Genomic DNA, 23,118 nt, shown 5'->3' on the forward strand with positions numbered 1-23,118 from the left:
GGAGAAGTCAATACGTTTAAACGTAGACAAGCGCTTGCTCGGCACGTACGCTGCCGCACGTGGAGTACACGATCGGGATCGACGTGGGCGGCACTTTCACGGATGCCGTGCTCAGAGGCCCCTCGGGACCGGTCACCTCGACCAAGTGCTTGAGCACCCACAGTGACCCTGCGTCCGGAATCGTTACCGCAGTGTTAGCTGCCCTGCGCGACGCCGGGGTCGCCCCGGAGGCCGTCGGCCGGGTCGTGCACGCCACCACGTTGGCGACCAACGCGGTGCTGGAGCGGCGCGGCGAGCGGGTCGCGTACGTCACCACCCGGGGCTTCCGGTCCACGATCCCCCTCGGCAGGTACGCCCGCGTCGAGGAGGACCGCTACGACCTGCGCTTCGACCCGCCCCCGCCCCCGGTCGCGGCGCAGGACTGCTTCGAGGTGCCCGAGCGGATCGGGCCGCGCGGCGAGGTGCTGCTCCCCCTCGACGAGGACGCCGTGCGCGAGGTGGCGGCCGAGATCGCCCGGCGCGGCATCACGTCGGTGGCGGTGTGCCTGCTGCACGCGTACGCCGACGGCGCCCACGAGCGCCGGGTGGCCGAGATCCTGGCGCGGGAGCTGCCCGGCGCGTCGATCGTGACCTCCTCGCAGGTGTGGCCGGAGATCCGGGAGTACGAGCGGGCCACCACCACGATCATGTCGGCGTACGTCGGCCCGGTCCTGGGCCGCTACCTGCGGGCCCTCCGCGAGCGCCTGGCGGCGATCGGCGTACGCGCGCCGGTGTACGTCATGGAGTCGGGCGGCGGCGTCATGTCCGCGGAGCTGGCCGCGCGCCGGGCCGTGGCGACCATCGAGTCCGGCCCCGCCGCGGGCGTGCTGGCCGCAGCGGCGACCGGCCGCCCCGACGTGATCTCCTTCGACATGGGCGGCACCACCGCCAAGACCTGCGTGATCAGGAACGGCCGCCCGGAGATCACCCGCGAGTTCCACGTGGGCGGCAAGGGCAGTTTCGGCGGGCGGCGCGCCGGCACCGGCGTGCCGATCAAGACGCCCGCCATCGACCTGGCCGAGGTCGGCGCGGGCGGCGGCAGCATCGCCTGGCTGGACGCCGCCGGCACGCTGCGCGTCGGCCCGCGCTCGGCGGGCTCGGAGCCCGGCCCGGCCTGCTACGGCCTCGGCGGCGACCAGCCCACGGTGACCGACGCGAACCTGGTGCTCGGCTACCTGGCCCCGGGGGCGCTGGCCGGCGGCACGCTCCGGCTGCACCCCGAGCTCGCGGAGAAGGCGATCGACCGGCACCTGGCCGGGCCGCTCGGCGTCGGCCGGGCGGAGGCGGCGCACGCCGTCCACGAGATCGTCACCGCGTCGATGGCCTCGGCCGTGCACGTGGTGACCGTGCAGCGCGGCATCGACCCGCGCGGCTTCGCCCTGGTCGCCTTCGGCGGCGCGGGCCCGATGCACGCGGCCGGGGTCGCCGCGCGCTTCGGCATCGGCACGGTCGTGATCCCCGCCCACTGCGGCGTGGCGTCCGCGGCCGGCCTGCTGTCGGGCGCCCTGTCCACCGACCGGGTCCTGACCCGGCTCGGCGCCCCCGACCCCGAGGCCGTCTTCGCCCGGCTCGCCGAGGACGCCTGCCGCGACCTCGGCGTCACACCCGGCGACCCCGGCGTGACCGTCACCCGCACCGCCACCGTCCGCTTCACCGGCCAGTCGCACGACCTCCCCGTCGCGTGGACGCCCGACCGGGACGAGCTGGCGGCCCGGTTCGAGGCGGAGTACGAGCGCGTGTACGGCATCCGCCAGACCGGCCCGATCGAGATCGTCACCTACCACGCCAGGGTGACCCTCCCCCCGCCCGAGGCCGGCGAGGCCGGCGAGGCCGGCGCAGCCGTCCCGGCGGCCGGGAGCCCCGCGCCGGCGCCGGGGGCGCGCCGGGCGTACTTCCCGGAACGGGGCGGCTACACCGCCGTCCCGGTCCTGTCCCGCGCGCACCTGACCGCCGCCGGCGCCCCCGGCCCGCTGATCATCGAGGAGGCCGGATCGACGATCGTGGTCCCGCCCGGCTGGCACGCCGCCCGCACCCCCGGCGACGCCGTGACCATCCGGACGGCGCCGTGAGCCAGGACGCCCTGACCGCCGAAGTGCTGCGCAACGCGCTCGTCGTGGCCGCCGAGGAGGCCAGCATCGTCGTGGTGCGCTCGGCGTACTCGACCTTCATCGTGGAGGGCTCGGACGCGTCGGCGGCGCTGCTCGACGCCTCCGGCCGGCTGATCGCCCAGTCCATGGCCACCACGCTGATGAACAGCATGGCCCTCAAGGTCGCCCTGCCAGAGCTGCTGCGCGACATCCCCCTCGCGGCCATGCGCGACGGCGACGTCTACGCCCTCAACGACGCCTACCGCGGCGGCGTGCACACCAACGACCTGCTCGTCTACCGGCCGGTGTTCCTCGGCGGCGCCCCGCGCTACTTCACCGCCACCATGATCCACGTCGCCGACCTGGGCGGCCTGTCGGCCGGGGGCATGGCCCCGCTGGCCACCGACATCTTCCTGGAGGGCCTGCAGCTCCCGCCCGTGCGCCTGGCCACCGCCGCCGGCCTCGAACCCGCCGTCGAGGCGATCCTGCGCGCCAACAGCCGCACCCCGGACAAGGTCATGGGCGACGTACGTGCGCTGGTCGCGGGCACGGCCGTGGCGGCGGCCCGGCTGCGCACCCTGGCCGGGGAGTACGGCGAGACCGGCCTGGCCGCCGGGATCGAGGACTACCTGGACGACACCGAGGCCCGGACCCGCGCCGCCCTCGCCGAGCTGCCCCGGGGCCGGTACGCGGCGTCGTACCCGATCGACGACGACGGCATCCACCCCGGCGTCACCCACACCGTCGCGGTCGAGGTCGAGGTCGGTGACGGGCGGGCCGTGCTCGACTTCGCGGGCACCGGCCCGCAGGTGCCGGCCGCGATCAACTCCTCGGCGTCGCAGTCGCTGGCTGCGGCGGTGTTCGCGGTGCGCTGCTTCCTGGACCCCACGATCCCGATGAACGACGGCTGCCTGCGCGCGATCGAGGTACGCCTCCCGTCCGGCTCGCTGCTCAACGCCCAGCCGCCCCACCCGTGCGGCGGCCGGTTCGTGCCGATCTACGCGGCCATGGAGGCGGTCTTCCAGGCCCTGTCGGACGCGATGCCCGACCGCGCCATCGCGGCCAGCGGCATCCTGCAGCCGTTCAGCATCGCCGCGGTCGGCGCGCCGTACTGGATCCACCTGTCCTACGACTTCGGCGGGGTGGGCGCCCGCCAGGGCAAGGACGGCCCCGACGCCACCGGCGTGCACTTCGGGGTCGGCCGCAACTCCATCCCGCAGGCCGAGCCGGTCGAGTCGCGCTGCCCCCTCGTGGTCGAGTCGGTCGAGACGATCCCCGACTCCGGCGGCCCCGGCCGCCACCGCGGCGGCCTCGGCTCCCGCACCGTGATCCGCTTCCTCGCCGCCGCACACGTGACCACCCGCGGCGACCGCCTCCGCACTCCCCCACCGGGCCGCTCCGGCGGCCTGCCGGGCCGCACCGGAGGTTTCCGCAAACGCCACCGCGACGGCACCGTGGAACGCCTGCCCGCCAAATCGAACAACGTCCGCTTCGAGGCGGGCGAGGCGTTCATCATCGAGACCACGGGCGGAGGCGGCATCGGCGACCCGCGCACCCGCCCCCTGCCCGCCGTCGAGAGGGACCTCGCCACCGGCGCGATCACCCCCGAAGCCGCGGCCACGGACTACGGAGTGACCGTCAACCCGGACGGCACCCTCACCAGATGCTTCAGGTGAGGTCGGCGGGATCGAAGCTCACCGGGAACGGCCGGACCAGCTCGGCGACCTTGCCGCCCTCGTAGCACACCGGCGGCGTGTACTCCCCGTCTTCGAGTTCGTACACGTAGAGGCTGTGACCCTCGGTCAGCTCAAGCCGCCAATAGAGCGGAATGCCGGCAGCGGCGTAGGCACCGACCTTCAGGATGCGGTCACGCGCCTTGGTGGAGGGGCTCACGATCTCGACCGCCAGATGGAGGTCCGCGGGCTTGAACATCAGCTCGGTCGCCGACGTGGCCTCGGTGGGAACCACGACTACGTCAGGGATGTAGAAGTCGCGTTGACTGACGGCCAGGTTGACGTCAGGCAGCGCTTCCAGCTCAGGCGGTGCCGCGTCGTCGAGGACCCGTAGGAGGCGTGCCAGCGCACGCTGGCGGATGGGCGTGGGGGAAGGGCTCACCAGGAGGCTCCCGTTGGCGAGTTCGTAGCGGTTCCCGTCGTCGGGGAACTCCAGCAGGTCGGTCACGGTGTACGGCGGCCTGCCGGGGAGATGAAGCGACATGCCGCCCGCTCCCTGGTCCGGCTCGCTCTGCGGCTCGATCGCCATGCTCGTCACCCGTTCATTGTCGTGGTGCTCGCCCTCACGCACATGCTACTTGGCGAAATTCCCTCACTTAAAGTAGTCGAACCCTCACTCGGCGGCGGCGAGGGAGTGCCAGGCGGCGGCGCCCTCGGCGACCGCCTGGTGGACGGCGCGGGCCAGGCGGGCGCCCCAGGTCGAGCGGGGGCCGCCGAAGGGTTCCCGCGGGCCTTCGGTGCGGACGGCGACGCAGATGGCGTCGGAGGCGGTGCCGGTGCCGGGGTGGCCAGCTTCGAGCAGGGCCTGGGTCTTGGCCTCGGTGGCGGTCATGACCGTGTTGACCAGGGCGGCGTCGGTCATGGCGACCGGGACGGCGGCGATGATGTTGATCGTGCCCACCCGGATGGGCGCGAGTTCCGGGTCTTCGGCGCCCTCGGGGGACGCGGCCCAGGTGGGGACGCGGAGGCCGACCGTGGCGACCACCTCTACGCCGCCGTCCTCGCCCCTGGCGTAGTGGTCGGCCTTGGCGGCGGTCATCATGCCGACGCCGGCGCCGTGGGCCGGGCCGAGGGCGGCCAGGTGGTCGGCGGGGTCCATGCGGGAGTAGCCCGCGATCACCTGGGCGTTGAGCACCCAGGTCCGCTCGCCGATGCCGCCGCCCAGGACGGCCGAGGAGATCATGCGCCAGCCGGGGCCGCACTCCCACAGCAGCGACGCCAGGCGGGCGCCGTCCTCGTCGCGGTGGCTCACCGTGAGTTTCACCGGGCTCCTCTCACCAGGTGGACCTGGGGACTGCCGTCGGGGCCCGGCTCGACCTTGACCTCGGCGCCGAAGTGGCCGGAGATCAGGTGCTCGGTGAGCACCTCGGCCGGGGCGCCGGAGGCCGCGGCCCGGCCGCCGGAGAGGAGCATCATCGCATCGGCGTACTGGGCGGCGAGGTTGAGATCGTGCAACGTGGCGATCACGGTGAGGCCGTCGGCGCGGCGCAGGCGGTCCACGAGCTCCAGCACCTGCTGCTGGTGGCCCAGGTCGAGGGCGGTGGTGGGCTCGTCGAGCAGGAGCACGGGCGCCTGCTGCGCCAGGGCGCGGGCGAGCACGACGCGCTGGCGCTCCCCGCCCGACAGCCGGGCCAGCGGGCGCGCGGCGAGCGGGGTCAGGTCGAGGCGGTCCAGGACGCCCGCGGTGACCTCGCGGTCGTGCCGGCTCTCGCGGCCGAAGTAGGAGATGTACGGCGTGCGTCCCAGCAGCGCGTAGTCGAAGACCGACATGTCGGGCGGCAGGGCGGGGGTCTGCGGCGCGTACGCCACCAGCCGGGCCCGCCGGCGCGGGGGCAGGGCGCCCGCGTCCTCTCCGTCGATCAGCACCCGGCCCTCCACGGGCAGCAGGCCGGCCAGGGCGCGCAGCAGCGTGGACTTGCCCGCCCCGTTGGGGCCGATGACGGCCAGCCAGCCGCCGGCCGGGGCGTCCAGATCCACCCCGGACAGGACCTCGCGGCCGTCTAGGGCGACGGTCAGGCTCCGGGCGCGCACCTCGGTCATGTGGCGGTCCCGCGGGTCACACGCAGCACGAAGACGAAGAACGGGGCGCCGACGAAGGCGGTGACGACCCCGATGGGCAGCTCGGCCGGGGCGAGCACCGTACGGGCGACCGCGTCGGCGAGCACCAGGAACGCGCCGCCGCCGATCAGCGACAGCGGCAGCACGATCCGGTACGAGCCGCCCGCCAGCCGCCGCACGACGTGCGGCACGACGATGCCCACGAACGCGATCAGCCCGCTGACCGCGACCGCCGCGGCCGTGGCCAGGCTGGCGGCCAGCAGCACCGCCAGGCGCACCCGCGCCGCCCGCACGCCCAGGCTGACCGCCTCGTCGTCGCCCACCGACAGCACGTCGAGCATCCGGCCGTGCAGCAGCATCACCACCGCGGCCAGGGCGGCGTACGGGGCGGCCAGGCGCAGTTCGCCCCAGCCGCCGCCGACGTCGCCCAGGATCCAGGCGTAGATCCGCTGCAGCTCCTCGACCCCGAGCTGCTGCACGAAGGTCTGGATCGCGGTCAGGAACGAGGTGACCGCGACCCCGGCCAGCACGAGGGTGGCGGTGCCTCCGCCGGTGCGCGAGGCCGTGGCGCCCAGCGCGTACGCCATCAGCACCCCGCCGACCGCCCCCGCGAACGCCGCCACCGGCACCGCCGCCGACCCCGCGTCGCCGCCGACCAGGACGATCACCACGGTGACGGTGAGCCCGGCCCCGGCGGCGGCCCCGAGCAGGTAGGGGTCGGCGAGCGGGTTGCGGAACACACCCTGGTACCCGGCGCCCGCCACCGCGAGCAGGCCGCCCACGACCGCGGCGAGGAGCACGCGGGGCAGGCGCAGCTCCCACAGCAGGTTGCGCTCCACCGGCGTGAGCCCGCTGTCGGCCGACACCAGCGGCAGCCAGTCGGCGGCCTGGAGCAGCACCTCCCCGGGGCCGATGCCGGCCGCGCCCACCAGCAGCCCGGCCAGCAGAGCGGCGGCCAGCAGCGCCGCCGCGGCCGAGATCCACAGGGCGCGCGTACGCAGGCCGCCGGCGGGGGGCGCGAGGGTACCGGTGGTCACGAGGCGGAGGCGGCTGCGGTGACGCTCCGGCCGACCTGCTCGGCGAAGTCGGCGATCCTGGGACCCCAGCGGGAGGCGATGTCGTCGTCGAGCTCGACGACCCGGTCGTTCTTGATCGCCGACAGCCCCGACCAGCCGGGCCGCTTGGCCAGGGTCTCCTTGGACTGCCCGCAGCACACGGTGTCGCCGAGGAAGATCAGGTCGGGGTCGGCCTCGGCCACGAACTCGGCCGACAGCTTGGGATAGCCGCCGGCCGCGCCGGGCGCCTCGTCGGCGATGTTGGTCAGCCCGAACCGGGCGTAGATCTGGCCGATGAACGTGCCGGAGGTGGCGGCGTACGGCGTGACGTCCAGCTCGTGGTAGTAGCTGAGGTCGTGGTCCTTGGGCACGGCCGAGGCCGCCTGCTCGACGCGGCGCTTCACGGTCGCCGCCAGGGTCGCCGCGGCCTCGGCGTTGCCGGTGGCGGCGCCGAGGTCGGTGATCTGGTCGTAGCTCTCCTCCAGCTTGGTGGCCGCGGGTTCGAGCAGCACCGGGACCTGGAGCTTGCCCAGCTCGGCCACGATGCCGCCGGCGTCGTTGGCCAGCACGACGAGGTCGGGGTTGTGCTCGGCGATGGCCTCGGCGTTGGGCTTGAAGCCGGACAGGGAGGTCTTCGGGGCCTCCGCCGGGTAGTCGGACTGGTCGTCCACCGCGACGACCTGGGGGCCCGCGCCGATGGCGAACAGGGTCTCGGTGGCTGTCGGCGAGAGGGAGACGATGCGCTCGGGCCTCTTGGCGATGGAGACCGCGCCGTTGCCGGCCTGGACGGTGACCGGGAACGCCGCGGAGGAGGATGCGGGGGCGGTGGGGGAGGCCGTGGTGCCGGCGCCGCTGTCTGTGGTGGTCGCCTGGCCGCATCCGGCCAGGGCCAGCACACCCAGCAGGGCGCCCGCGAAGGCCGTGCGTACGGGCCTCACGAGGGTCCTTTCCAGGTTGCCGGAACCGAGAGACCCGCTGGGAACGACGGATCACCCTTTTCCGCGAGGGCTGATGGCGTCGGCGCGGCGGCAGGCGACCTGGCTCAGGTCCGCGGGGGACCGTGACAGTTGCGGGACAGCGCCGGACTCCAACCGGACTTCGCTGCGCGCCACGCGTCGGTGACACGTTATCAACCGCCAATTCGCGGCCCCGCGTCAAGGTGCCGCGTCTCAAAGTGCCCGTCTCAGGGTGCCCGTCTCAGCATGCCCCGCGGCCGGCTTCGCGCGGCCCCTCCTTCAACTCGCCCCGCGCCACCGCCGGAGCACGTGCTCGCCGCGCTGGGCCGTGGTGCCGCCGTCCACGAGCAGGGTCTGGCCGGTGACGCAGCGGGCCTCCTCCGAGGCGAGGAACGCCACGGCGGCGGCGACGTCGGCGGGCTCCGCCGCCCAGGGCAGCAGCCGCTCGGCCGCCTTGGCGGCCAGGCGCTCAGGGCCGAGGGCGGCCCTCGCGGTCTCGGTCAGCACCAGGCCGGGCGCGACGGCGTTGCACCGGATGCCGCGTTCGCCGTACATGGTGGCGACGTAGCGGACCAGGCCGCCGAGCGCGGCCTTGGAGGCGCCGTACGCGGCGTGCTCGTGGTCGCCGGCGTACGCGGAGACCGAGGAGGTGAACACGATCGCCCCGCCGTCGCGCATGCGCGGCACGGCGTGCTTGACCACCAGCATCGCGCCGCGCAGGTTGACGGCCATGGTGCGGTCCCAGACGGCGGTGTCCATGCCGGTCAGGTCGAGGTCGCGCCGGTACACCGCCGGGGAGAGGTCGGCGGCGTTGGCGTGGGCCACGTCCAGCCGGCCGTACGCGTCCGCGAGCCGGCCGACCGCCGCCGCGACCTGCTCCTCGTCGGCGACGTCGCACGGCAGCGCGAGCGCCGTGTCCGGGCCCAGCTCCGCGCCGAGTTCGGCGGCGAGCTCCTTGGCCGCGTCCTCGCGCACGTCCGCGATGCCGACCCTGGCCCCCTCGGCGGCCAGCCTGCGCACGGTGGCCGCGCCGATGCCGGACGCCGCGCCGGTGACCAGCGCCACCCGGCCCTCGAACCGCCGCCCGCTCACCACTCCACCCGCAGCGCGGTCAGGCCGCGGCCGACGATGGAGCGCCGGTAGGCGATCGGCTGCCCCGGGACGAGCCGCAGGCCGGGCAGGCGCTCGCCCAGCACCTCCAGCGCGGTGCGGAGCTGGAGCCGGCCGAGCGCGGCCCCCACGCAGAAGTGGATGCCGTAGCCGAAGGTGAGGTGGGCGTCGGCGTTGGGCCGGTCGGGGTCGAAGCGCTCGGGGTCGGGGAAGACGGTCTCGTCGTGCGCGGCCGAGTCGCTGGACAGCAGGCACAGCGACCCGGCCGGGATGACCACGCCGTGCAGGTCGATGTCGGTGCGCGCGTAACGGAAGGAGCCCAGGCTGGCGCCGTCGATGCGCATGCACTCCTCGACCACGTTGCGCACCTTCTCCGGCGGCACCGGCCACAGGCCCTCCCGGCACAGCCGCAGCACGCTGTTGCCGAGCTGGTTGGGCACGGTGTCGTTGCCGCCGAGCAGGATCGTGGAGATCAGCTCCACGACCTCCCGGTGCGACAGCTCGGTGCCGATCAGGGCGGCCATCAGCGAGGTGAAGTCCTCGCGCGGCTCGCGCCGGCGCGCGGCGACCAGCTCGTCCACGTACCCGAGGTATTCCAGGAAGGAGTGCGCGAGCGTGAGCTGGCGCTTCGGCGGCTGCGGCGACAGGAAGAGCTGGAACCAGTCCTTGACGTGCTCCTGCACGAACTCCTCGTCGCTCTCGGGCACGCCGATGAAGCGGGCGGACAGCTTGACCGAGGGCGGGTGCGCGATCTCGGCGATCAGGTCGGCGCCGCCGCGCGGGGCGAGCCGGTCGAGCAGGTCCTCGTTCAGCTCCCGGAAGCGCTGCTCCATCGCGCCGACCGCGCGCGGCGTGAACGCCCGCGACACCGAGCGGCGCAGCCGGGTGTGGGTGGGCGGGTCCACGTTGGCGACGAAGCTGGACAGGAACGAGCCGTGCTCGCCGAGCACCCGCTTGGTCTCCTCGGCCAGGCTGCGCGAGATCGTCAGCGACCCCTCGGAGGAGAACCGCTTCGGGTCGCCGTACGCGGCGCGCACGTCCTCGTAGCGGGTCAGCACGTACGCGCCCAGGTGCTCGCTGCGGAACACCGGCCGCTCGTGCCGCAGCCTGCGCAGGAAGTCGTACGGGGCGGCGACGTGCCACTCGGAGCCGACGTCGAAGTCCTCGGCCCCCGGACCCTTCTCGGCCGCCCTGTCGCCACCGGCGGGGAGGTCGCGGGGGGAATCGGGCTGGGAAGGGTTCATCGCGGGCTCCCGGAGAGGATCGTGCGGGGGTTGTCGATGAGCATCTGCCGGATCTGCTCCTCGGTGACGCCGCGCCTGCGCAGCTCGGGCAGCACGTCGCGGGAGATGTGCAGCAGGTGGTAGTCCGGGTGGCGGGCGCGTACGACGTCGGCGTCGAAGCGGTCGTTGAAGCAGTAGGAGTCGTGCGAGAGCACCATGCGGCCGGCGTGCCCGCGCTCGCACATCGCCGCCACCGTCGCCACCCGGTCCTCGAAGGAGCAGATCGTCCCGATGCCGAAGCGGTCCATGCCCAGGTAGGAGCCGCCCGCGACCAGTTCCTCCAGGTAGGCCAGGTCGGTGGAGTCGCCCGCGTGCCCGATCACCACTCTGCCCGGGTCCACGCCGCAGGAGGCGAGCAGCCGCTGCTGCTCCAGGCCGCCCCGGGAGGCGCTGTGGGAGTGGGTGGAGATCGGCGCGCCCGTGGCCAGGTGGGCCTCCGCCACGGCCCGGAACACCCGCTCGCAGCCGGGGGTCATGCCGAGATGGTCGGAGGCGCACTTGAGTATCGCGGCCTTCACGCCGGTACGTCCGATGCCCTCGGTGATGTCGCGCACGAAGAACTCGGCCAGCCGGTCCGGGCCGCCGAACAGGCTGCCGGGGCCGCGGTTGCCGAAGTAGGGCGGCAGCGCGTCGTAGGTGTACAGGCCGGTGGCGGCGACGATGTTCACCGAGGTCAGCTCGGCCACCCGGCGCACCGCCGGGATGTAGCGGCCCAGGCCGACCACCGTGAGGTCCACGATGGTGTCGATGCCGTGCTCCTTGAGCTCGTCCAGCCGGGCCGCGGCCTCGCGGGCGCGCAGCTCGGGGTCCCAGCCCTCGGGGATGTCCGGCCAGTTCCACAGGATCTCCGGGCTGAGCCCGAAGACGTGCTCGTGCATCAGCGTGGCGCCGAGGTCGGCCACGGGCCCGGCGACGGTCTCGACCACAGCCGTCCCCCTCAGGCCGGCACCGGCGGGAAGCGCGGATGCTCGAACGGCCGGTTGACGGTCAGGCCGAGCCCGTCGGTCTGCGCGTACGGGGTGCCGGTGTAGAGGGCGTCGGCGTCGAAGTAGGTGACGGTGAAGGACAGCCGGGGCGTGCCGCGCCGGTTGGCGGGCGCGCCGTGCACGGTGAGCGAGTGGTGCACGGTCGCGTCGCCGGCGGCCAGGTCCAGCGACGGCGACAGCTCCAGCTCCTTGAGCCAGGGGTGCTGGCTGAGCTGGTCGTCGCCCTCGCGGGTGAACGAGCGGCCCAGGATGCCGTACCGGTGGGAGCCGTCGTAGAAGCGCAGCGAGCCCATGTCGGCGGGGACGTCCACCAGCGCCAGCCAGAACGTGAGCATGGCCGAGCGGTCCATGGGCATCCAGGGGAAGTCCTGGTGGAACTCCGTCGCCCCGTGCCCGCCGCCGGGCTCCTTGATCAGCAGGTTGGTCACCTGCACCCGCACGCCGCGGACGCCGCGCAGCAGCCGGGTGGCCGCGCGGCCCATGGCGGGCGCGAAGGTGAGCGCCCGGAACAGCTCGTCGGACTCGGCGATGTCGCGTGACTGCCCGAACGCCCGGTCCACCAGCGTCGTACGCTCCCGCTCACGGCGCCGCAGGTACACCTCCGCGCGCTCGCGCAGCCGCGCGACGGCGTCGGGCCCGACCAGGCCCGGCAGGCGCACCCACCCGTGCTCGGCGAAGAAGGCGGCCTCGTCCGCGGTCACGTCCCTGACGGGGATCTCGTCGGCCATGCCCCGAGTCTCGCACTAAAGCAAGCGCTTGGTAAAGAGCGCCGGCCGCGGCGGGGTGTGGATGTCGAAGGGGATACTGCGCTGCGCCAGGATCGAGTGCGGCCGGTCGCCCGCGCCGACCAGCCCCAGCCCCTCGAACACCGCGAACCGGGCGCTGCCGGCCTCAAGGTGCACCGCCCGCATCGGCGGGTGCCAGATGCTGTAGGTCCCCACCCGCCCGTCGCGCCGCAGGTACCAGCCGACCGTCGGATGGGTGAGCAACGGCAGCCACTCCCCCTCCCCCGCGAACCCGTCCAGCTCCCGCGCCGCCACGCCCACGGCCTCGCACCGCGCCCGGCCGGACTCCAGCCGCCACCGCACCTCGCCGTCCCACTCCGCCTCGATGGCGATGCGGGAGCGCCGCCACGGCATGCCCCACACGTGCCTCGGGATCGCGACCAGCGGATGGTCCAGCTCGGTGCCGAAGAACCACACCCCGCTCTCCCCGTCCCGCCCGGTGACGTACGCCCGGTAGTTGATCTGGCCGCAGGAGATCGCTGCGGGCGGGCAGAACCGGAAGTGGAAGTCGCGGTCCCGGAAGGCCACGGCCGACACCAGCGCCCCCGTACGCCCGTCCGCGAACGCCCGCACCACCGGCTCGAACCCGGGCGGCAGCCGGCCCGCCAGCGCGCCGGGCTCGACCCGGTAACTGATGATCGCGAAGTCGTCCAGATCGGTGCGCGCGTGATGCCACCGCGCCCGCGGCCGGGCCGTCCCCTGGAAGCTCACCCGTCCTCCCCTCCGCCGCGGTGGGCGGCCGCCGCCTCACGCGCCTCCCCGGCCGCCCGGCGGCGCGGCGCCCACTCCCGCGGCCGGTCCACCGGCGCCGTACGCTCCCGCTTCCGGCCCCGCCCGCAGCCGGGCGCCGTGTCGCCGTCGCGGTGCCGCTCGATGACCGTGAAGAGCACAAGGCATCCTAAGGCGCGCCCACACTCACCGCCGGGCCCGGAAAGCGTCCCGGCGACGGTGGATCTCCTCCCTCGCCCGGCGCCTCGCCGCGCCGTACGATCTCACCAAGCGCTTGCTTCGAGCCCTGGAGGACGCCATGCCCGCCACCCGCCCGTTCCGGTTCGCCGCGGTGGTGCGGCAGGCCGGGTCCGCCAAGGAGTGGGCCGAGAAGGTCAGGCGCCTGGAGGACTCCGGGTTCGACGCGGTGCTCGTGCCGGATCATCTCGTCGGGCCCCGGTTCGCGCCCGTGGCGGCGCTGACGGCCGCCGCGTGCGCGACCACGCGGCTGCGGGTGGGCACGCTGGTCTTCGCCAACGACTTCAGGCACCCGGCGGTCCTGGCCAAGGAGGCGGCCACGCTCGACGTGCTCTCCGACGGGCGGCTCGACCTGGGGCTCGGGACGGGGTGGATGGCCGCCGACTACACCGCGGCGGGGCTGCGGTTCGATCCCCCCGGCGTCCGGGTGGACCGGCTGGCGGAGGCCGTCGCCGTGCTCAGGGGGCTGTGGGCCGACGGGCCGTTCACCTTCCACGGGCGGCACTACCGGATCACCGGGCTGGACCAGCAGCCCAAGCCGGTGCAGCGGCCGTACCCGCGGCTGCTGCTCGGCGGCGGCGGGCCGCGCATGCTCGGCCTCGCGGCCCGGCACGCCGACGTGATCAACCTCGGCATGCGCGTACGCGCCGACGGCACCGGCCCCGACGGCGCCGACGGCGGACTCGCCGCCTTCCTGGCCAAGATCGACGTCGTACGCCGTGCCGCCGGCCCCCGCTTCGAGCGCATCGAACTGGGCACGAGCGTCCTGCAAGCGGGCGCCCGCAGAAAGCGCGCCGCCTGGAGCGCCGCCGACGACTCGGGGCAGGCCGAGACCCCGCAGGTCCTGCTGGGCACCGCCGCCGACATGATCGCCAAACTGCGGCACTGGCGCGACGAGCACCGCGTGTCGTACTTCGTGCTGCACGACGAGCGCGACCTGCCCGCCTTCACCCCGGTGGTCGAGGCCCTGGCGGGCGGAACCTGATTGACACCGGCACCGGCCCCTGTTCAAGATCGGAGAATGCCCCCGCGCGCAGGCGCCCTCCTTCTCGTGCTCGCCCTGGTGCTGACGGCCTGCACCGGCCCCGGCACCCGGCGCGTCTCGGTCGAGGAGATGGTCTCCCCCACAGCACCGCGGCAACCCGCGGTGACCCCGGTCCCGGCGGCGGCCTCCGGCGCGTCGCCGCGCTTCGTCGTGACCGCCAGGACCCCGCTCACGCGCTTCCCCGACGGCGGCAAGAACGCCGAGTTCACCCCGGTGCCGCCGGCCGTGCACGACGCCGCGACCGGGGCGTTCGTGGCCGAGATCCCGCTCCCGGAGGGCGCGCCGTCCTCCTGGCGGCTCCTCGCGGCCGCGCGCGACAACCGCACGTTCCTGCTGTCCGGCTGGACCGGCCCCGGCTCCCCCTTGGTGTTCTTCCGCGTCCGCCTCGCCGAGGACGGCACCCCGGGCGAGCCGGAGGCCGTGCCGGGTCCCGCCCCGGCCGACGCCGCCCGCGGACTGCCGCACGCCGTCGCGCTGAGCCCCGACGGCACCCGCGTCGCGTACGCCATGACCGTCGTGGGCGCCGTAAAGGTGACCGTGGTGGACACCGCCACCGGCGAGCGCCGCGACTGGACCGCCCCGCCCGGCGCACCGGCGTACGGCCTGGCCTGGTCGCCCGACGGGAGGAGGCTCGCGCTGGCGTCCGGCCCGCGGGGCCTGCGCGTGCTCGACACCGAAGATCCCGGCGCCGACCTGCTCGCCGCGAGCACCCGGGTGGCGCCGGCCGGGAACCTCCTGGTCTCCTCGGTGGGGTTCACCCCCGGCGGCGAGGCCCTGATCTACTCCGACGGCCATACCGTGAAGCGGGTCGCGGTGGACGGCCGGACACCGCCCGCGACGCTCGCCGAGGTGTCGCTGCCGCGCGACGCGTCGGCGTCGCTGCGCTTCAGCCTCGACGCCGGCGGGCGTCACCTGCTCTACACGCACGGCTGGCGGCTGTTCCGGCTCGATCTGGCCGGCGGCACGACCGCCTCGGCGCCGATCGCGGGCGGCGAGCGCCCGGGCGAGGGCGATACGCCGGTGGCCGCCTGGTGACCCCCTCCCCGCACGGCGGGACCGCGCGGGGCATGATGGGGGAGCGATGGACGAGATGATTCTGCTCCGGCACGGCGAGACCGAGTGGAGCCGCACCGGGCGGCACACGGGGCGTACCGACGTGCCCCTCACCGCCCGCGGCGAGGGACAGGCGCGGGCCCTGGCGCCGCTGCTGCAGGGGCGTGAGATCGACCTGGTGCTCACCAGCCCGGCCCAGCGCGCACGCCGTACGGCGGAGCTGGCGGGCCTGCCCGGCGCCGAGCCCGACCCCGGCCTGTGGGAGTGGGACTACGGCGGCTACGAGGGCGTGACCACCCCGCAGATCCGCGAGACGCGCCCGGGGTGGTACCTGTGGCGCGACGGCGTGATCCCCGGCGACGCCGACCATCCGGGCGAGACCGTGGAGCAGGTGGGCGAGCGCGCCGACAAGGTCATCGCCCGTGCCCGCGCCGCCGCGGGCACGGTGGTGCTGGTGGCCCACGGCCACTTCCTGCGGGTGCTGACCGCGCGCTGGCTCGGCCTCGATCCGGCCGGGGGCCGGCACTTCAAGCTCGACACCGGTACGTACGGCGCGCTCGGCTTCGAGCACGCCGAGCCGGTCATCCTGCACTGGAACTCCCCGATCTGACCCGCGACGGGCTGAGCTTCGAGCCCGGGAACGGCGCGAGCAGGGTCTCCCGCCACGGCCCGTCCAGGTAGTCACGGGCCCGCTTCGCCCAGGCGAGCAGGCGCTCGTCCGGCTCGGCCTCGTCGTCGAGCCCGAGCGCGGCGTCGCGGGCCCGCTGGGCGGCGAGGTGGTCGTCCAGCGACACGCCCCAGACGGTGACGACCTCGGTGTCGCAGAACAGCACCTCGTACAGCCCGATGGGCCGGTGCCCGTGGTCGGCCAGGATCGGCGCGCGCTCCTCGCGCACGGCCGCCAGGTAGTCCAGGGCCGCGCCCGGCCGCACGGTGGCGCTCTCGAACAGGTACAGCGGCGCCGCGTACCCCTCGGCGCAGACGTCGGCGAGGGCCGGGCTCCCGTGGACGGCCCCGAGCGGCCGGGAGAAGGCCGAGAAGCGCAGGTCGTCGATGTCCGACAGGAACAGCCTGCCGTCCACCCCGTCGTAGATCTCCATCATCTGCCGCCAGCCGCCGTCCCACCCGCCGTGGCAGTCCCACAGCGTGACGGCCTTGAACTGCGGATGCCCGGTGATCCCCACGGCGTAGAACGCCCCCACCAGGTCGATCTGCCGCGACCGGATCGACAGCCCCTCGGTCAGCTCGGGCGCCTCCCGCTCCTCGTCCTCCTTCTTGTACCCGGTGAGCCAGGTGAGGTACGTCAACGGCCGCTGCGAGTTCATCGGCCGGAAATCGACCTCTTCCAGGAGATAGATGCCACGCCGCACACCGGCCTCCCACCGAAACCAAGCGAATGCTTGCTCGGACACTAACCCATGCCGTCCCCCACGTGAAGCGCCGGCACTACGGCGGCACCATCAGGGCGGTGTACGGGGCGGGGGCTCGCCCGCCGGCGGGAGAGGGCACGACGGGGTCACGACGGCGGCGCGGTGGCGCTCGGGGGCGTGGGACCGCCTCGGGGTGCCGGGGGCGGGCACCGGGGGGTGGGCGTGGGGGGCGCCTGTGGGGGGTGCCTTTGGGGGGTGCCGGCCCGGCCGGAGCGGCCGGGCTGGGTGTGGTCAGGCGGCCGTGGCCGCGGGGTGGGGCTGGGGGCCTCGGCCCGTGAGCCATTCGAGGACCTTGCGGTGGCCATGGCAGGCGTCCTCGAAGTGGCCCCATCGCCAGTAGCGGGGCTGGTCGCGCACCCCCGTGACCCAGGTGCGGTAGGAGACCGCGCGTTCATCGCCGTTCTCGCCCGTCGCCGAGGCGACGCCGTACGTGCGGATCACGACGCGGCCGCCGGGGGCGAACAGGACGTCGTCCGCCACCGGGTACAGGGTCATCTGGTCGAGCATGGTCAGGCCCCCAATTCACCGAGCTGCTGCTCTGCTGCTGGGGCTGAATCTGCCCGACGCGCGAGACCGGACCATTACACATCCGGCGCACCCCCGTTAAGCGGGTGCGCTGGATGTTAAAACGGCGTTACACGAGCAGGCTGTCGAATTCGCCGTCCTTGACCCCGAGGACCAGCGCCCGCATCTCATCTCGGGTGTAGATGAGGGCGGGACCGTCGGGGAAGCGGGAATTGCGGACGGCGACGCTGCCGTCGGGAAGCTCGGCGAGTTCGACGCAGTTGCCCGTCGAGTTGCTGCGCCGGCTCTTGCGCCAGCTTACGTCGGTGAGGTCATGTGCCGGCATGCCGTTGTAGGTGTGCTTCATTTATATCTCTCTGAGAAGTTCGCCGAGGATCTCGGCAGTGCCCCCAGGCGTGGTGCTCTCCACGCACAGTTGTTCCATGGCGGTGAGGTAGGGATCGATGTCCTCACGTTTGTCCAGGTAGAGGGCACCCCAGAGCTGCTCGACGTAAACGACGTCCGACAAGTCGGACTCGGGAAACCGCAGGATGCTGAAGGCGCCCCCCTCGGCGGCGTGCATGCCGAACCGAAACGGCATCACCTGGATGGTGATGTTGGGGAGGGTGGCGACCTCCTGCAGGTGGTGAAGCTGCTCCCGCATGATGGCCGGCCCGCCGATGGGCCGTCTCAGCGCCGCCTCGTCGATGACGGCCCACAGCCGCAGGCCGTCCTTCTTGGTGAGGCGCTCCTGGCGCTGCATGCGCAGATGCACGCGTCGCTCGATCTCCGACGAGGGCGCGTCGGGGTATCCCAGCTCGATGACGGTACGCGCGTAGGCGGCGGTCTGCAGCAGGCCGGGAACGAACTGCACCTCGTAGGTGCGGATGATGTTCGCCGCCTCCTCCAGCCCGATGTAGGTGGTGAACCAGGACGGCAGGACGTCGCCGTACTTGTGCCACCAGCCCGGGGTGTTCGCCTCGCGGACCATCTCCAGCAGGCCGCGCCGCTCGGCGTCGTCGTGCACGCCGTACAGGGTGAGCAGATCTTCGACGTCCCGTGTCTTGAACCCGACGCGGCCCAGCTCCATCCGGCTGATCTTGGACTCCGAGGCGCGGATGTGGAATCCCGCGGCCTCGCGGGTGAGCCCTCTCTGCTCACGCAGGCGACGCAGGCTGGCGCCGAGCATGATGCGCCGAACCGTGGAGCCGTTTCCCGGCGGATCCATCGACACGTGCTGCTCCTTGGTCGTTTCCTTGTTTCACAGTCTGTCACTTCGCAGCCCAAAGATCACCGGGCCGCGATCGAGATCCCCTTTGCTGCCGATTTACCGGATCACGGGTAACGGTAGCGGTTGCACAGAGCTTCTGCACGTGCATCCGCCCTTGCACCTGCACGCTAGTTTGCACCATCATGATCCCCGTGCAGTCCGCTAACCTCGGGGTCTTACGAGCGAACGGCCGGCCGGGCCCGCACCAGGGTCAGGCGCCGGCGCAGCACGGTCAGCAGAGCGCCCAGTGCCGGCAGGGCGTCCAGGGGTCCGCGCAGGCCCAGTGGACGACGCTCGACTGGTGGCCGCCCCTCGGGTGGTGGCCTGACGCGGCGCGCGACCTGCTGCCGCCCGTCCCCGAATCCGCCATGGCCAGCGCCACGTTCGTACTGCCCGCGCGACCCGACTCGGTGCACTGCTCCCGGAGCTTCGCCACCGGCACCCTGTCCGGGTGGTGCCTGCCGGAGCTGCGCGAGAACATGGAGCTCGTCGTCTCCGAGCTGTGCACCAACGCGATCCGCCACGGCCTGCGGCTGACGCCGGGCGGGGCGCGGGAGCCCGAGGCCATCCGCCTGTCGCTGGTACGCCGCGGCGGCCTGGTCGTGTGCGCGATCGGCGACCCCGGCTCGGCGGCGCCCGTGCTGCGCGACCCGGCCTCGCTGGAGCCGGGGGGTCTCGGGCTGCACATCGTCGAATCGCTGAGCCTCCGCTGGGGCTGGGCCCCGTTGGCGCCCTACGGCAAGGTCGTATGGGCGGTGCTGTCGGGATGATTCGCCCGGCCGGCCGCGGCCGGATGACGCGGGCGGCCGGATGACCGCATATCTCGGATCAGCCGGGTAGGCCATCTCCCAGGCGCCGTCCTTCCCCTCGTGTCGGCGCCGCCACGGCCGGCCCGGGGACGCCCCTCCCCCACCCGCGCGGCGTCCCCGGACCGGTCGGCCCGGAAGCCTCCGAGGAACGCCGGGCCGGTCATGTCCGGATCGGCAGCCGCTTCAGGCCGCTGATGAAGTTGGAGCGCAGCCACCGCGGCTCCCCCGCCTGCTCGATGCCCGGCATCCGCTCCGCCAGCGTCTCGAACAGCACCTTCAGCTCCAGCCGGGCCAGGTGGGCGCCCAGGCAGAAGTGCGGCCCGCCGCCGCCGAAGCCGACGTGCGGGTTGGGGTCTCTGCCGATGTCGAAGACGCCGGGACGGTCGAAGGCGTCCTCGTCGCGGTTGGCGGCGGTGTAGTAGAGGATCACCTTGTCGTTCTCGGCGATCCTCTGGCCGCCGATCTCGGTGGCGGCGGTCGCCGTGCGCCGGAACGCGATCACCGGCGAGACCCAGCGTACGATCTCGTCCGGCAGCGTGCGCAGCAGCGAGCGGTCGGCGAGCAGCCGCCGCCACTCGGCCGGGTGCGCGAAGAAGGCCAGCATGCCGCCGGAGGCCGCGTTGCGGGTGGTCTCGTTGCCCGCCACGGCGAGCAGGACCACGAACATGCCCAGCTCGGCCTCGCTCAGCGCCTCGCCGCCGGTCACCAGCCGGGTCACCAGGTCCTCGCCGGGGCGCTCGCGGCGGGCGGCGGCCAGCCGGACGCCGTACTCGTACAGGTTGCGCAGCGGCTCGGCGCCCTTCCGGGCGAGGTCGGGGTCCTCGAAGCCGATCAGATGGTTGGACCAGGCGAAGATGCTCTCCCGGTCCTCGGCGGGGGCGCCGAGCAGCTCGCAGATCACGTGCAGCGGCAGCGGGGCGGCGATGTCGGCGACGAAGTCGGCCTCGCCGCTCACCCGGTCGAGCAGGTCGTGGCAGATCTTCCTGATCCGGTCCTCCAGGCGGCCGATCGCGCGCGGGGTGAAGCCGCGGTTGACGACCGCGCGGGTGGCGGTGTGCCGGGGCGGGTCCTGGTTGAGCATGATCAGCCGGTCGCGCTCCAGCAGCTCGCCGCTCCGCTCGTACAGCAGGCTGGAGCGCCGGTGGGAGGAGAACAGCTCCGGGTGGCGCGAGACGTGGGTCACGTCCGCGTGCCGGGTGACGGCCCAGAAGCCGGGGCCGCCGGGATCGGGGTGCCAGTACACCGGCGCGTTGCGGCGCAGCCAGGCGAACTGCTCGTGGGGGACGCCCCGCTCGTACCGGTCTGCGGAGAAGATGTCGATGTCGGGGCCCATGTAACGCGTTCTATTGTGGCGCGCTCATCCCGTCAAGGATGCCATCTGCATTACCGTTGTTGCCTATGGCTCACGGTGAGTCCCGCGCGCGACCCCTGAGAGAGCTGAGAGATGGACGATCACCTGCTCGGCTGGTTGAAGACCCTCAACGAAGACCGCCTCGCCCGGGTTCTGGCCAACCGCCCCGACGCCATCGCCGCTCCGTGGCCGAGGAGGCTCGACACGCTGGCGCAGCGGCTCGGCAACGGGTTCGCGGTGATGGAGGCGCTGCGCGGGCTGCCCCTGCCCTGCCTTGAGATCGCCCAGGGCTGCCTGGTGCTCGGAGACGACGCCCGGCCGGCCACGCTGGCCGCTCTGTTCGACGTGCCCGAGGACGACGTGGCGCCCTGGCTGGACAGGCTCTACGACCACGCGCTGGCCTGGCCCGACGACCGCGGCCGGGTGCGCCTGTCGCCCGCCCTCGCGCGCTGGTGGACCGCTCCGTGCGGCCTGGGCGAGCCGCTGGCCCACTACCTGAACTCCTGGACGATCAGCCCCGACGCGCTGCGGTCGCTGAGCCGCGCGCTGGGCCTGGAGCCCCACGGCAGCAAACGCCGGGCGGTGGCCCGGATCGCCGAGACCCTCGCCGACCCGGCCCGGGTGGCCGAGCTGGTGCGCCAGGCGCCCGAGGGCACGCGGCGACTGCTGGAGGAGTTCGCCTGGGACGGCCCGGTGCGCGACGTGGACGGCGGGCTGTTCGTCACTCCGGGCACCCCGGAGAAGTGGGCCGCCGATCACGGGTTGCTGTACCGGCCGAGCTGGAACGTCGCCGAGATGCCGCGCGAGGTGGCCCTGGCCGTGCGCGGGCCCGGCTACCACCCGCCGCTGACCCCGCAGCCGCCGGAGCTGCCCACGCTCCCGGTCGATCCCGAGGAGATCGACCACCTGATGGCGCTGGCCGCGCCGCATGTCGTCGAGCGCTGCGCCGCCCTGCTGGAGAACGCGGCCAAGAGCCCGCTGCCGCTGCTGAAGAGCGGCGGCGTGGGCGTACGCGAGGTGCGCCGGGTGGCCAGAGAGACCGGGTGCGACGAGGACGAGACCCGGCTGCTGCTCGACGTGTGCGCGGTGGCCCGGCTCCTGGCCTGGGACGAGCCGGCCGGGGGCCTGGTGCCGACCGAGAGGTTCGACCGCTGGCGGCTCGACGACGGCGGGGCGCGGCTGCGGGTGCTGCTCGCGGCGTGGTGGCGCATGGAGCGCTCGTCGCTGCGCCGGATCGACGGCAAGTTCGGCACGGTGCTCGGCGACGACCCCGCCGGGCCGGTCATCGCGCGCATCCGCAGGGCGGTGCTGGGCGTGCTGGCCCGCCTGCCCCACAGCACCGCCTTCACCGGCACGGCGGCGCTGGTCCGCCACGTCCACTGGCACGCCCCGCTGCTGGACCGGGCGCTGCTGGCCGACATCACCCCGGCCGTGCTGGACGAGGCGCGGCTGCTCGGCCTGGTCGTGCAGGACGCGCTGACCGACCTGGGCCGGGCCCTGGCCGCGCTGGACCAGGTGGCGGGCACCGAGAACGACGACTCGGCCCCGGCGGTGGAGCACGACCCGGGGCTGGCCGAGTGCTCCACCCGGGCGCTGGCCAGCGTGCGGCGCAGCGCGCTGTTCGGGGCCGACCTGACCGCGGTGGTGACCGGGCCGCCCTCGGCCGAGCTGGCCGCGCTGCTCGACCGGGCCGCCGACCGCGAGTCGCGCGGCGCGGCGTCGGTGTGGCGGTTCTCGGCCCAGAGCGTACGCCGTGCGCTCGACGCCGGGCACACCCCCGAGAGCCTGCTCGACGAGCTGTCCGAGGTCGGCACGGTGCCCCAGCCGCTCAGCTACCTGATCCACGACGTCGCCCGCCGCCACGGCGAGGTCACCGTGACCACCGTGGCGTGCATCGTGCAGGCGTCCGACCCGGCGCTGCTGGCCGAGATCGCCGGGCACCGGCGGCTGGCCCGGCTGGGCCTGCGCCTGCTCGCGCCCACCGTGCTGGCCAGCTCCGCCCCCGCCGAGCGCACTCTCGCGGCGCTGCGCGAGAACGGCTACGCCCCGGTGCCGATCGACGACACCGGCGAGATCACCATTCACCGGGCCAAGATCGAGGAGCCTTCCGGCGGACGGCTGATCCTGTTGCCGGGCGGCCGGGTCGCCGAGCTGGAGCAGCCGCCGTACTCCATCGCCGAGCCGGCGCCCGACCCGCGCGAGCACGCCCAGCGCCTGCTGTCGGCGAGCGACGCGCAGGGCCGGCCCCACGGCCGCACCTGGGCGATCATCGGCAGGGTGGCCACCCGGCTGCCGACGGCGCAGCAGTCGCTGCTGGGCTTCGTGGTGGATCGGGGCGTGCGCGCCGCGATCACCCTGGCCGACGGCGTGACCGCCACCATCAGCCACGGCGAGCTGCGCGGCGGCGTGCTCGACGCCTGGTGCGAGGAGGCCGGCGACTACCTGGAGTTCCCGCTGGCCGACATCGTGGACGTGCGCGCGGCGCAGACCTGACCGGGGCCACACCCGGCTACTCACCGCGAAAACGGGGCATTTACCACTCGATGACCGGAACGATGAGGTTAGGCTAACCTTTCTTCTAGCCGGCCTCGTATCGGT

Annotated in this window: 23 protein-coding genes; 7 read left to right on the forward strand and 16 right to left on the reverse strand. The window is 73.9% G+C overall.

Annotated features, from left to right (window positions below; all coding sequences use genetic code 11):
- Positions 1–83: 83 nt before the first annotated feature.
- The gene (locus HNP84_RS12430) at positions 84–2,108 is read left to right on the forward strand and encodes a hydantoinase/oxoprolinase family protein (protein WP_312924820.1); all 2,025 of its coding nucleotides are present in this window, start codon (positions 84–86) and stop codon (positions 2,106–2,108) included.
- On the forward strand, positions 2,105–3,802 hold the full coding sequence (locus HNP84_RS12435; protein WP_185049833.1) for a hydantoinase B/oxoprolinase family protein: 1,698 nt from the start codon (positions 2,105–2,107) through the stop codon (positions 3,800–3,802). The genes HNP84_RS12430 and HNP84_RS12435 overlap by 4 nt, the downstream gene beginning before the upstream one ends.
- On the opposite strand, the gene HNP84_RS12440 is transcribed toward HNP84_RS12435, so the two are convergent.
- The 11 genes from HNP84_RS12440 to HNP84_RS12490 form a co-directional block, all read right to left on the reverse strand.
- Positions 3,795–4,388: a Uma2 family endonuclease gene (locus tag HNP84_RS12440; RefSeq protein ID WP_185049834.1), complete on the reverse strand. Its 594-nt coding sequence runs from the start codon at positions 4,386–4,388 to the stop codon at positions 3,795–3,797. The two genes, HNP84_RS12435 and HNP84_RS12440, sit on opposite strands and share 8 nt — an antisense overlap.
- Before the next feature lie 84 nt (positions 4,389–4,472).
- Entirely contained in the window at positions 4,473–5,123 is a 651-nt protein-coding gene (locus tag HNP84_RS12445; protein ID WP_312924572.1) for an adenosylcobinamide amidohydrolase, read from the reverse strand.
- Positions 5,120–5,899 carry an ABC transporter ATP-binding protein gene (locus HNP84_RS12450; RefSeq protein ID WP_185049835.1) on the reverse strand — a complete coding sequence of 260 codons (780 nt, stop codon included), beginning with the start codon at positions 5,897–5,899 and terminating at the stop codon, positions 5,120–5,122. Before HNP84_RS12450 ends, HNP84_RS12445 begins: the two co-directional genes overlap by 4 nt.
- Positions 5,896–6,954: a FecCD family ABC transporter permease gene (locus HNP84_RS12455; protein WP_376771872.1), complete on the reverse strand. Its 1,059-nt coding sequence runs from the start codon at positions 6,952–6,954 to the stop codon at positions 5,896–5,898. The genes HNP84_RS12450 and HNP84_RS12455 overlap by 4 nt, the downstream gene beginning before the upstream one ends.
- Positions 6,951–7,910 carry a helical backbone metal receptor gene (locus tag HNP84_RS12460; protein ID WP_185049836.1) on the reverse strand — a complete coding sequence of 320 codons (960 nt, stop codon included), beginning with the start codon at positions 7,908–7,910 and terminating at the stop codon, positions 6,951–6,953. The genes HNP84_RS12455 and HNP84_RS12460 overlap by 4 nt, the downstream gene beginning before the upstream one ends.
- A gap of 297 nt (positions 7,911–8,207) precedes the next feature.
- Positions 8,208–9,020, reverse strand: coding sequence for an SDR family NAD(P)-dependent oxidoreductase (locus HNP84_RS12465; protein WP_185049837.1), 813 nt, complete (start codon positions 9,018–9,020; stop codon positions 8,208–8,210).
- A complete protein-coding gene (locus HNP84_RS12470; RefSeq protein WP_185049838.1) occupies positions 9,017–10,282 on the reverse strand; it encodes a cytochrome P450 in 1,266 nt (421 codons plus the stop codon). Before HNP84_RS12470 ends, HNP84_RS12465 begins: the two co-directional genes overlap by 4 nt.
- Complete coding sequence (locus HNP84_RS12475; protein WP_312924574.1) at positions 10,279–11,247, reverse strand: phosphotriesterase family protein; 969 nt, start codon at positions 11,245–11,247, stop codon at positions 10,279–10,281. The genes HNP84_RS12470 and HNP84_RS12475 overlap by 4 nt, the downstream gene beginning before the upstream one ends.
- Positions 11,248–11,258: 11 nt before the next feature.
- Complete coding sequence (locus HNP84_RS12480) at positions 11,259–12,035, reverse strand: phytanoyl-CoA dioxygenase family protein (protein WP_185049839.1); 777 nt, start codon at positions 12,033–12,035, stop codon at positions 11,259–11,261.
- 15 nt (positions 12,036–12,050) lie between these two features.
- A complete protein-coding gene (locus tag HNP84_RS12485) occupies positions 12,051–12,803 on the reverse strand; it encodes a DUF2071 domain-containing protein (RefSeq protein WP_185049840.1) in 753 nt (250 codons plus the stop codon).
- On the reverse strand, positions 12,800–12,982 hold the full coding sequence (locus tag HNP84_RS12490) for a hypothetical protein (RefSeq protein WP_185049841.1): 183 nt from the start codon (positions 12,980–12,982) through the stop codon (positions 12,800–12,802). Before HNP84_RS12490 ends, HNP84_RS12485 begins: the two co-directional genes overlap by 4 nt.
- A gap of 137 nt (positions 12,983–13,119) precedes the next feature.
- Between HNP84_RS12490 and HNP84_RS12495 the strand changes: the two genes are divergently transcribed.
- Genes HNP84_RS12495 through HNP84_RS12505 form a run of 3 tightly spaced genes read left to right on the forward strand, consistent with a single transcriptional unit; the run spans position 13,120 to position 15,766 of the window.
- Positions 13,120–14,043: a TIGR03621 family F420-dependent LLM class oxidoreductase gene (locus HNP84_RS12495; RefSeq protein WP_185050247.1), complete on the forward strand. Its 924-nt coding sequence runs from the start codon at positions 13,120–13,122 to the stop codon at positions 14,041–14,043.
- Positions 14,044–14,079: 36 nt separating this feature from the next.
- Positions 14,080–15,138: a WD40 repeat domain-containing protein gene (locus HNP84_RS12500; RefSeq protein ID WP_185049842.1), complete on the forward strand. Its 1,059-nt coding sequence runs from the start codon at positions 14,080–14,082 to the stop codon at positions 15,136–15,138.
- A gap of 46 nt (positions 15,139–15,184) precedes the next feature.
- The gene (locus HNP84_RS12505) at positions 15,185–15,766 is read left to right on the forward strand and encodes a histidine phosphatase family protein (RefSeq protein WP_185049843.1); all 582 of its coding nucleotides are present in this window, start codon (positions 15,185–15,187) and stop codon (positions 15,764–15,766) included.
- Here the strand turns inward: HNP84_RS12505 and HNP84_RS12510 are convergent.
- The 4 genes from HNP84_RS12510 to HNP84_RS12525 form a co-directional block, all read right to left on the reverse strand.
- On the reverse strand, positions 15,738–16,526 hold the full coding sequence (locus HNP84_RS12510; RefSeq protein ID WP_185049844.1) for a hypothetical protein: 789 nt from the start codon (positions 16,524–16,526) through the stop codon (positions 15,738–15,740). The genes HNP84_RS12505 and HNP84_RS12510 overlap by 29 nt on opposite strands.
- Positions 16,527–16,817: 291 nt before the next feature.
- Positions 16,818–17,081, reverse strand: coding sequence for a hypothetical protein (locus tag HNP84_RS12515; RefSeq protein ID WP_246518109.1), 264 nt, complete (start codon positions 17,079–17,081; stop codon positions 16,818–16,820).
- Positions 17,082–17,220: 139 nt separating this feature from the next.
- Positions 17,221–17,457 carry a DUF397 domain-containing protein gene (locus HNP84_RS12520; RefSeq protein WP_185049846.1) on the reverse strand — a complete coding sequence of 79 codons (237 nt, stop codon included), beginning with the start codon at positions 17,455–17,457 and terminating at the stop codon, positions 17,221–17,223.
- Positions 17,458–18,318: a Sco1979 family transcriptional regulator gene (locus tag HNP84_RS12525; protein WP_512700963.1), complete on the reverse strand. Its 861-nt coding sequence runs from the start codon at positions 18,316–18,318 to the stop codon at positions 17,458–17,460.
- Between the two features lie 194 nt (positions 18,319–18,512).
- Here HNP84_RS12525 and HNP84_RS12530 point away from each other — a divergent pair, with 194 nt between their 5' ends.
- Entirely contained in the window at positions 18,513–19,130 is a 618-nt protein-coding gene (locus HNP84_RS12530; protein WP_312924584.1) for an ATP-binding protein, read from the forward strand.
- 199 nt (positions 19,131–19,329) lie between these two features.
- Here HNP84_RS12530 and HNP84_RS12535 read toward each other — a convergent pair whose 3' ends face one another.
- A complete protein-coding gene (locus HNP84_RS12535) occupies positions 19,330–20,502 on the reverse strand; it encodes a cytochrome P450 (RefSeq protein WP_185049848.1) in 1,173 nt (390 codons plus the stop codon).
- Positions 20,503–20,613: 111 nt separating this feature from the next.
- Here HNP84_RS12535 and HNP84_RS12540 point away from each other — a divergent pair, with 111 nt between their 5' ends.
- The gene (locus HNP84_RS12540; protein WP_185049849.1) at positions 20,614–23,013 is read left to right on the forward strand and encodes a helicase-associated domain-containing protein; all 2,400 of its coding nucleotides are present in this window, start codon (positions 20,614–20,616) and stop codon (positions 23,011–23,013) included.
- Positions 23,014–23,118 lie beyond the last annotated feature (105 nt).

Source organism: Thermocatellispora tengchongensis (assembly GCF_014202315.1).
Classification (GTDB): Bacteria; Actinomycetota; Actinomycetes; order Streptosporangiales; family Streptosporangiaceae; genus Thermocatellispora; species Thermocatellispora tengchongensis.

What these genes read in the sequence shown, in the direction of transcription:
- HNP84_RS12450 (WP_185049835.1), bottom strand. Translation starts at nt 5,899, where the DNA reads ATGACCGAGGTGCGCGCCCGGAGCCTGACCGTCGCCCTAGACGGCCGC.
- HNP84_RS12500 (WP_185049842.1), top strand. Translation starts at nt 14,080, where the DNA reads ATGCCCCCGCGCGCAGGCGCCCTCCTTCTCGTGCTCGCCCTGGTGCTG.
- HNP84_RS12525 (WP_512700963.1), bottom strand. Translation starts at nt 18,318, where the DNA reads ATGGATCCGCCGGGAAACGGCTCCACGGTTCGGCGCATCATGCTCGGC.
- HNP84_RS12520 (WP_185049846.1), bottom strand. Translation starts at nt 17,457, where the DNA reads ATGAAGCACACCTACAACGGCATGCCGGCACATGACCTCACCGACGTA.
- HNP84_RS12470 (WP_185049838.1), bottom strand. Translation starts at nt 10,282, where the DNA reads ATGAACCCTTCCCAGCCCGATTCCCCCCGCGACCTCCCCGCCGGTGGC.
- HNP84_RS12440 (WP_185049834.1), bottom strand. Translation starts at nt 4,388, where the DNA reads ATGGCGATCGAGCCGCAGAGCGAGCCGGACCAGGGAGCGGGCGGCATG.
- HNP84_RS12515 (WP_246518109.1), bottom strand. Translation starts at nt 17,081, where the DNA reads ATGACCCTGTACCCGGTGGCGGACGACGTCCTGTTCGCCCCCGGCGGC.
- HNP84_RS12535 (WP_185049848.1), bottom strand. Translation starts at nt 20,502, where the DNA reads ATGGGCCCCGACATCGACATCTTCTCCGCAGACCGGTACGAGCGGGGC.
- HNP84_RS12505 (WP_185049843.1), top strand. Translation starts at nt 15,185, where the DNA reads ATGGACGAGATGATTCTGCTCCGGCACGGCGAGACCGAGTGGAGCCGC.
- HNP84_RS12495 (WP_185050247.1), top strand. Translation starts at nt 13,120, where the DNA reads ATGCCCGCCACCCGCCCGTTCCGGTTCGCCGCGGTGGTGCGGCAGGCC.
- HNP84_RS12480 (WP_185049839.1), bottom strand. Translation starts at nt 12,035, where the DNA reads ATGGCCGACGAGATCCCCGTCAGGGACGTGACCGCGGACGAGGCCGCC.
- HNP84_RS12540 (WP_185049849.1), top strand. Translation starts at nt 20,614, where the DNA reads ATGGACGATCACCTGCTCGGCTGGTTGAAGACCCTCAACGAAGACCGC.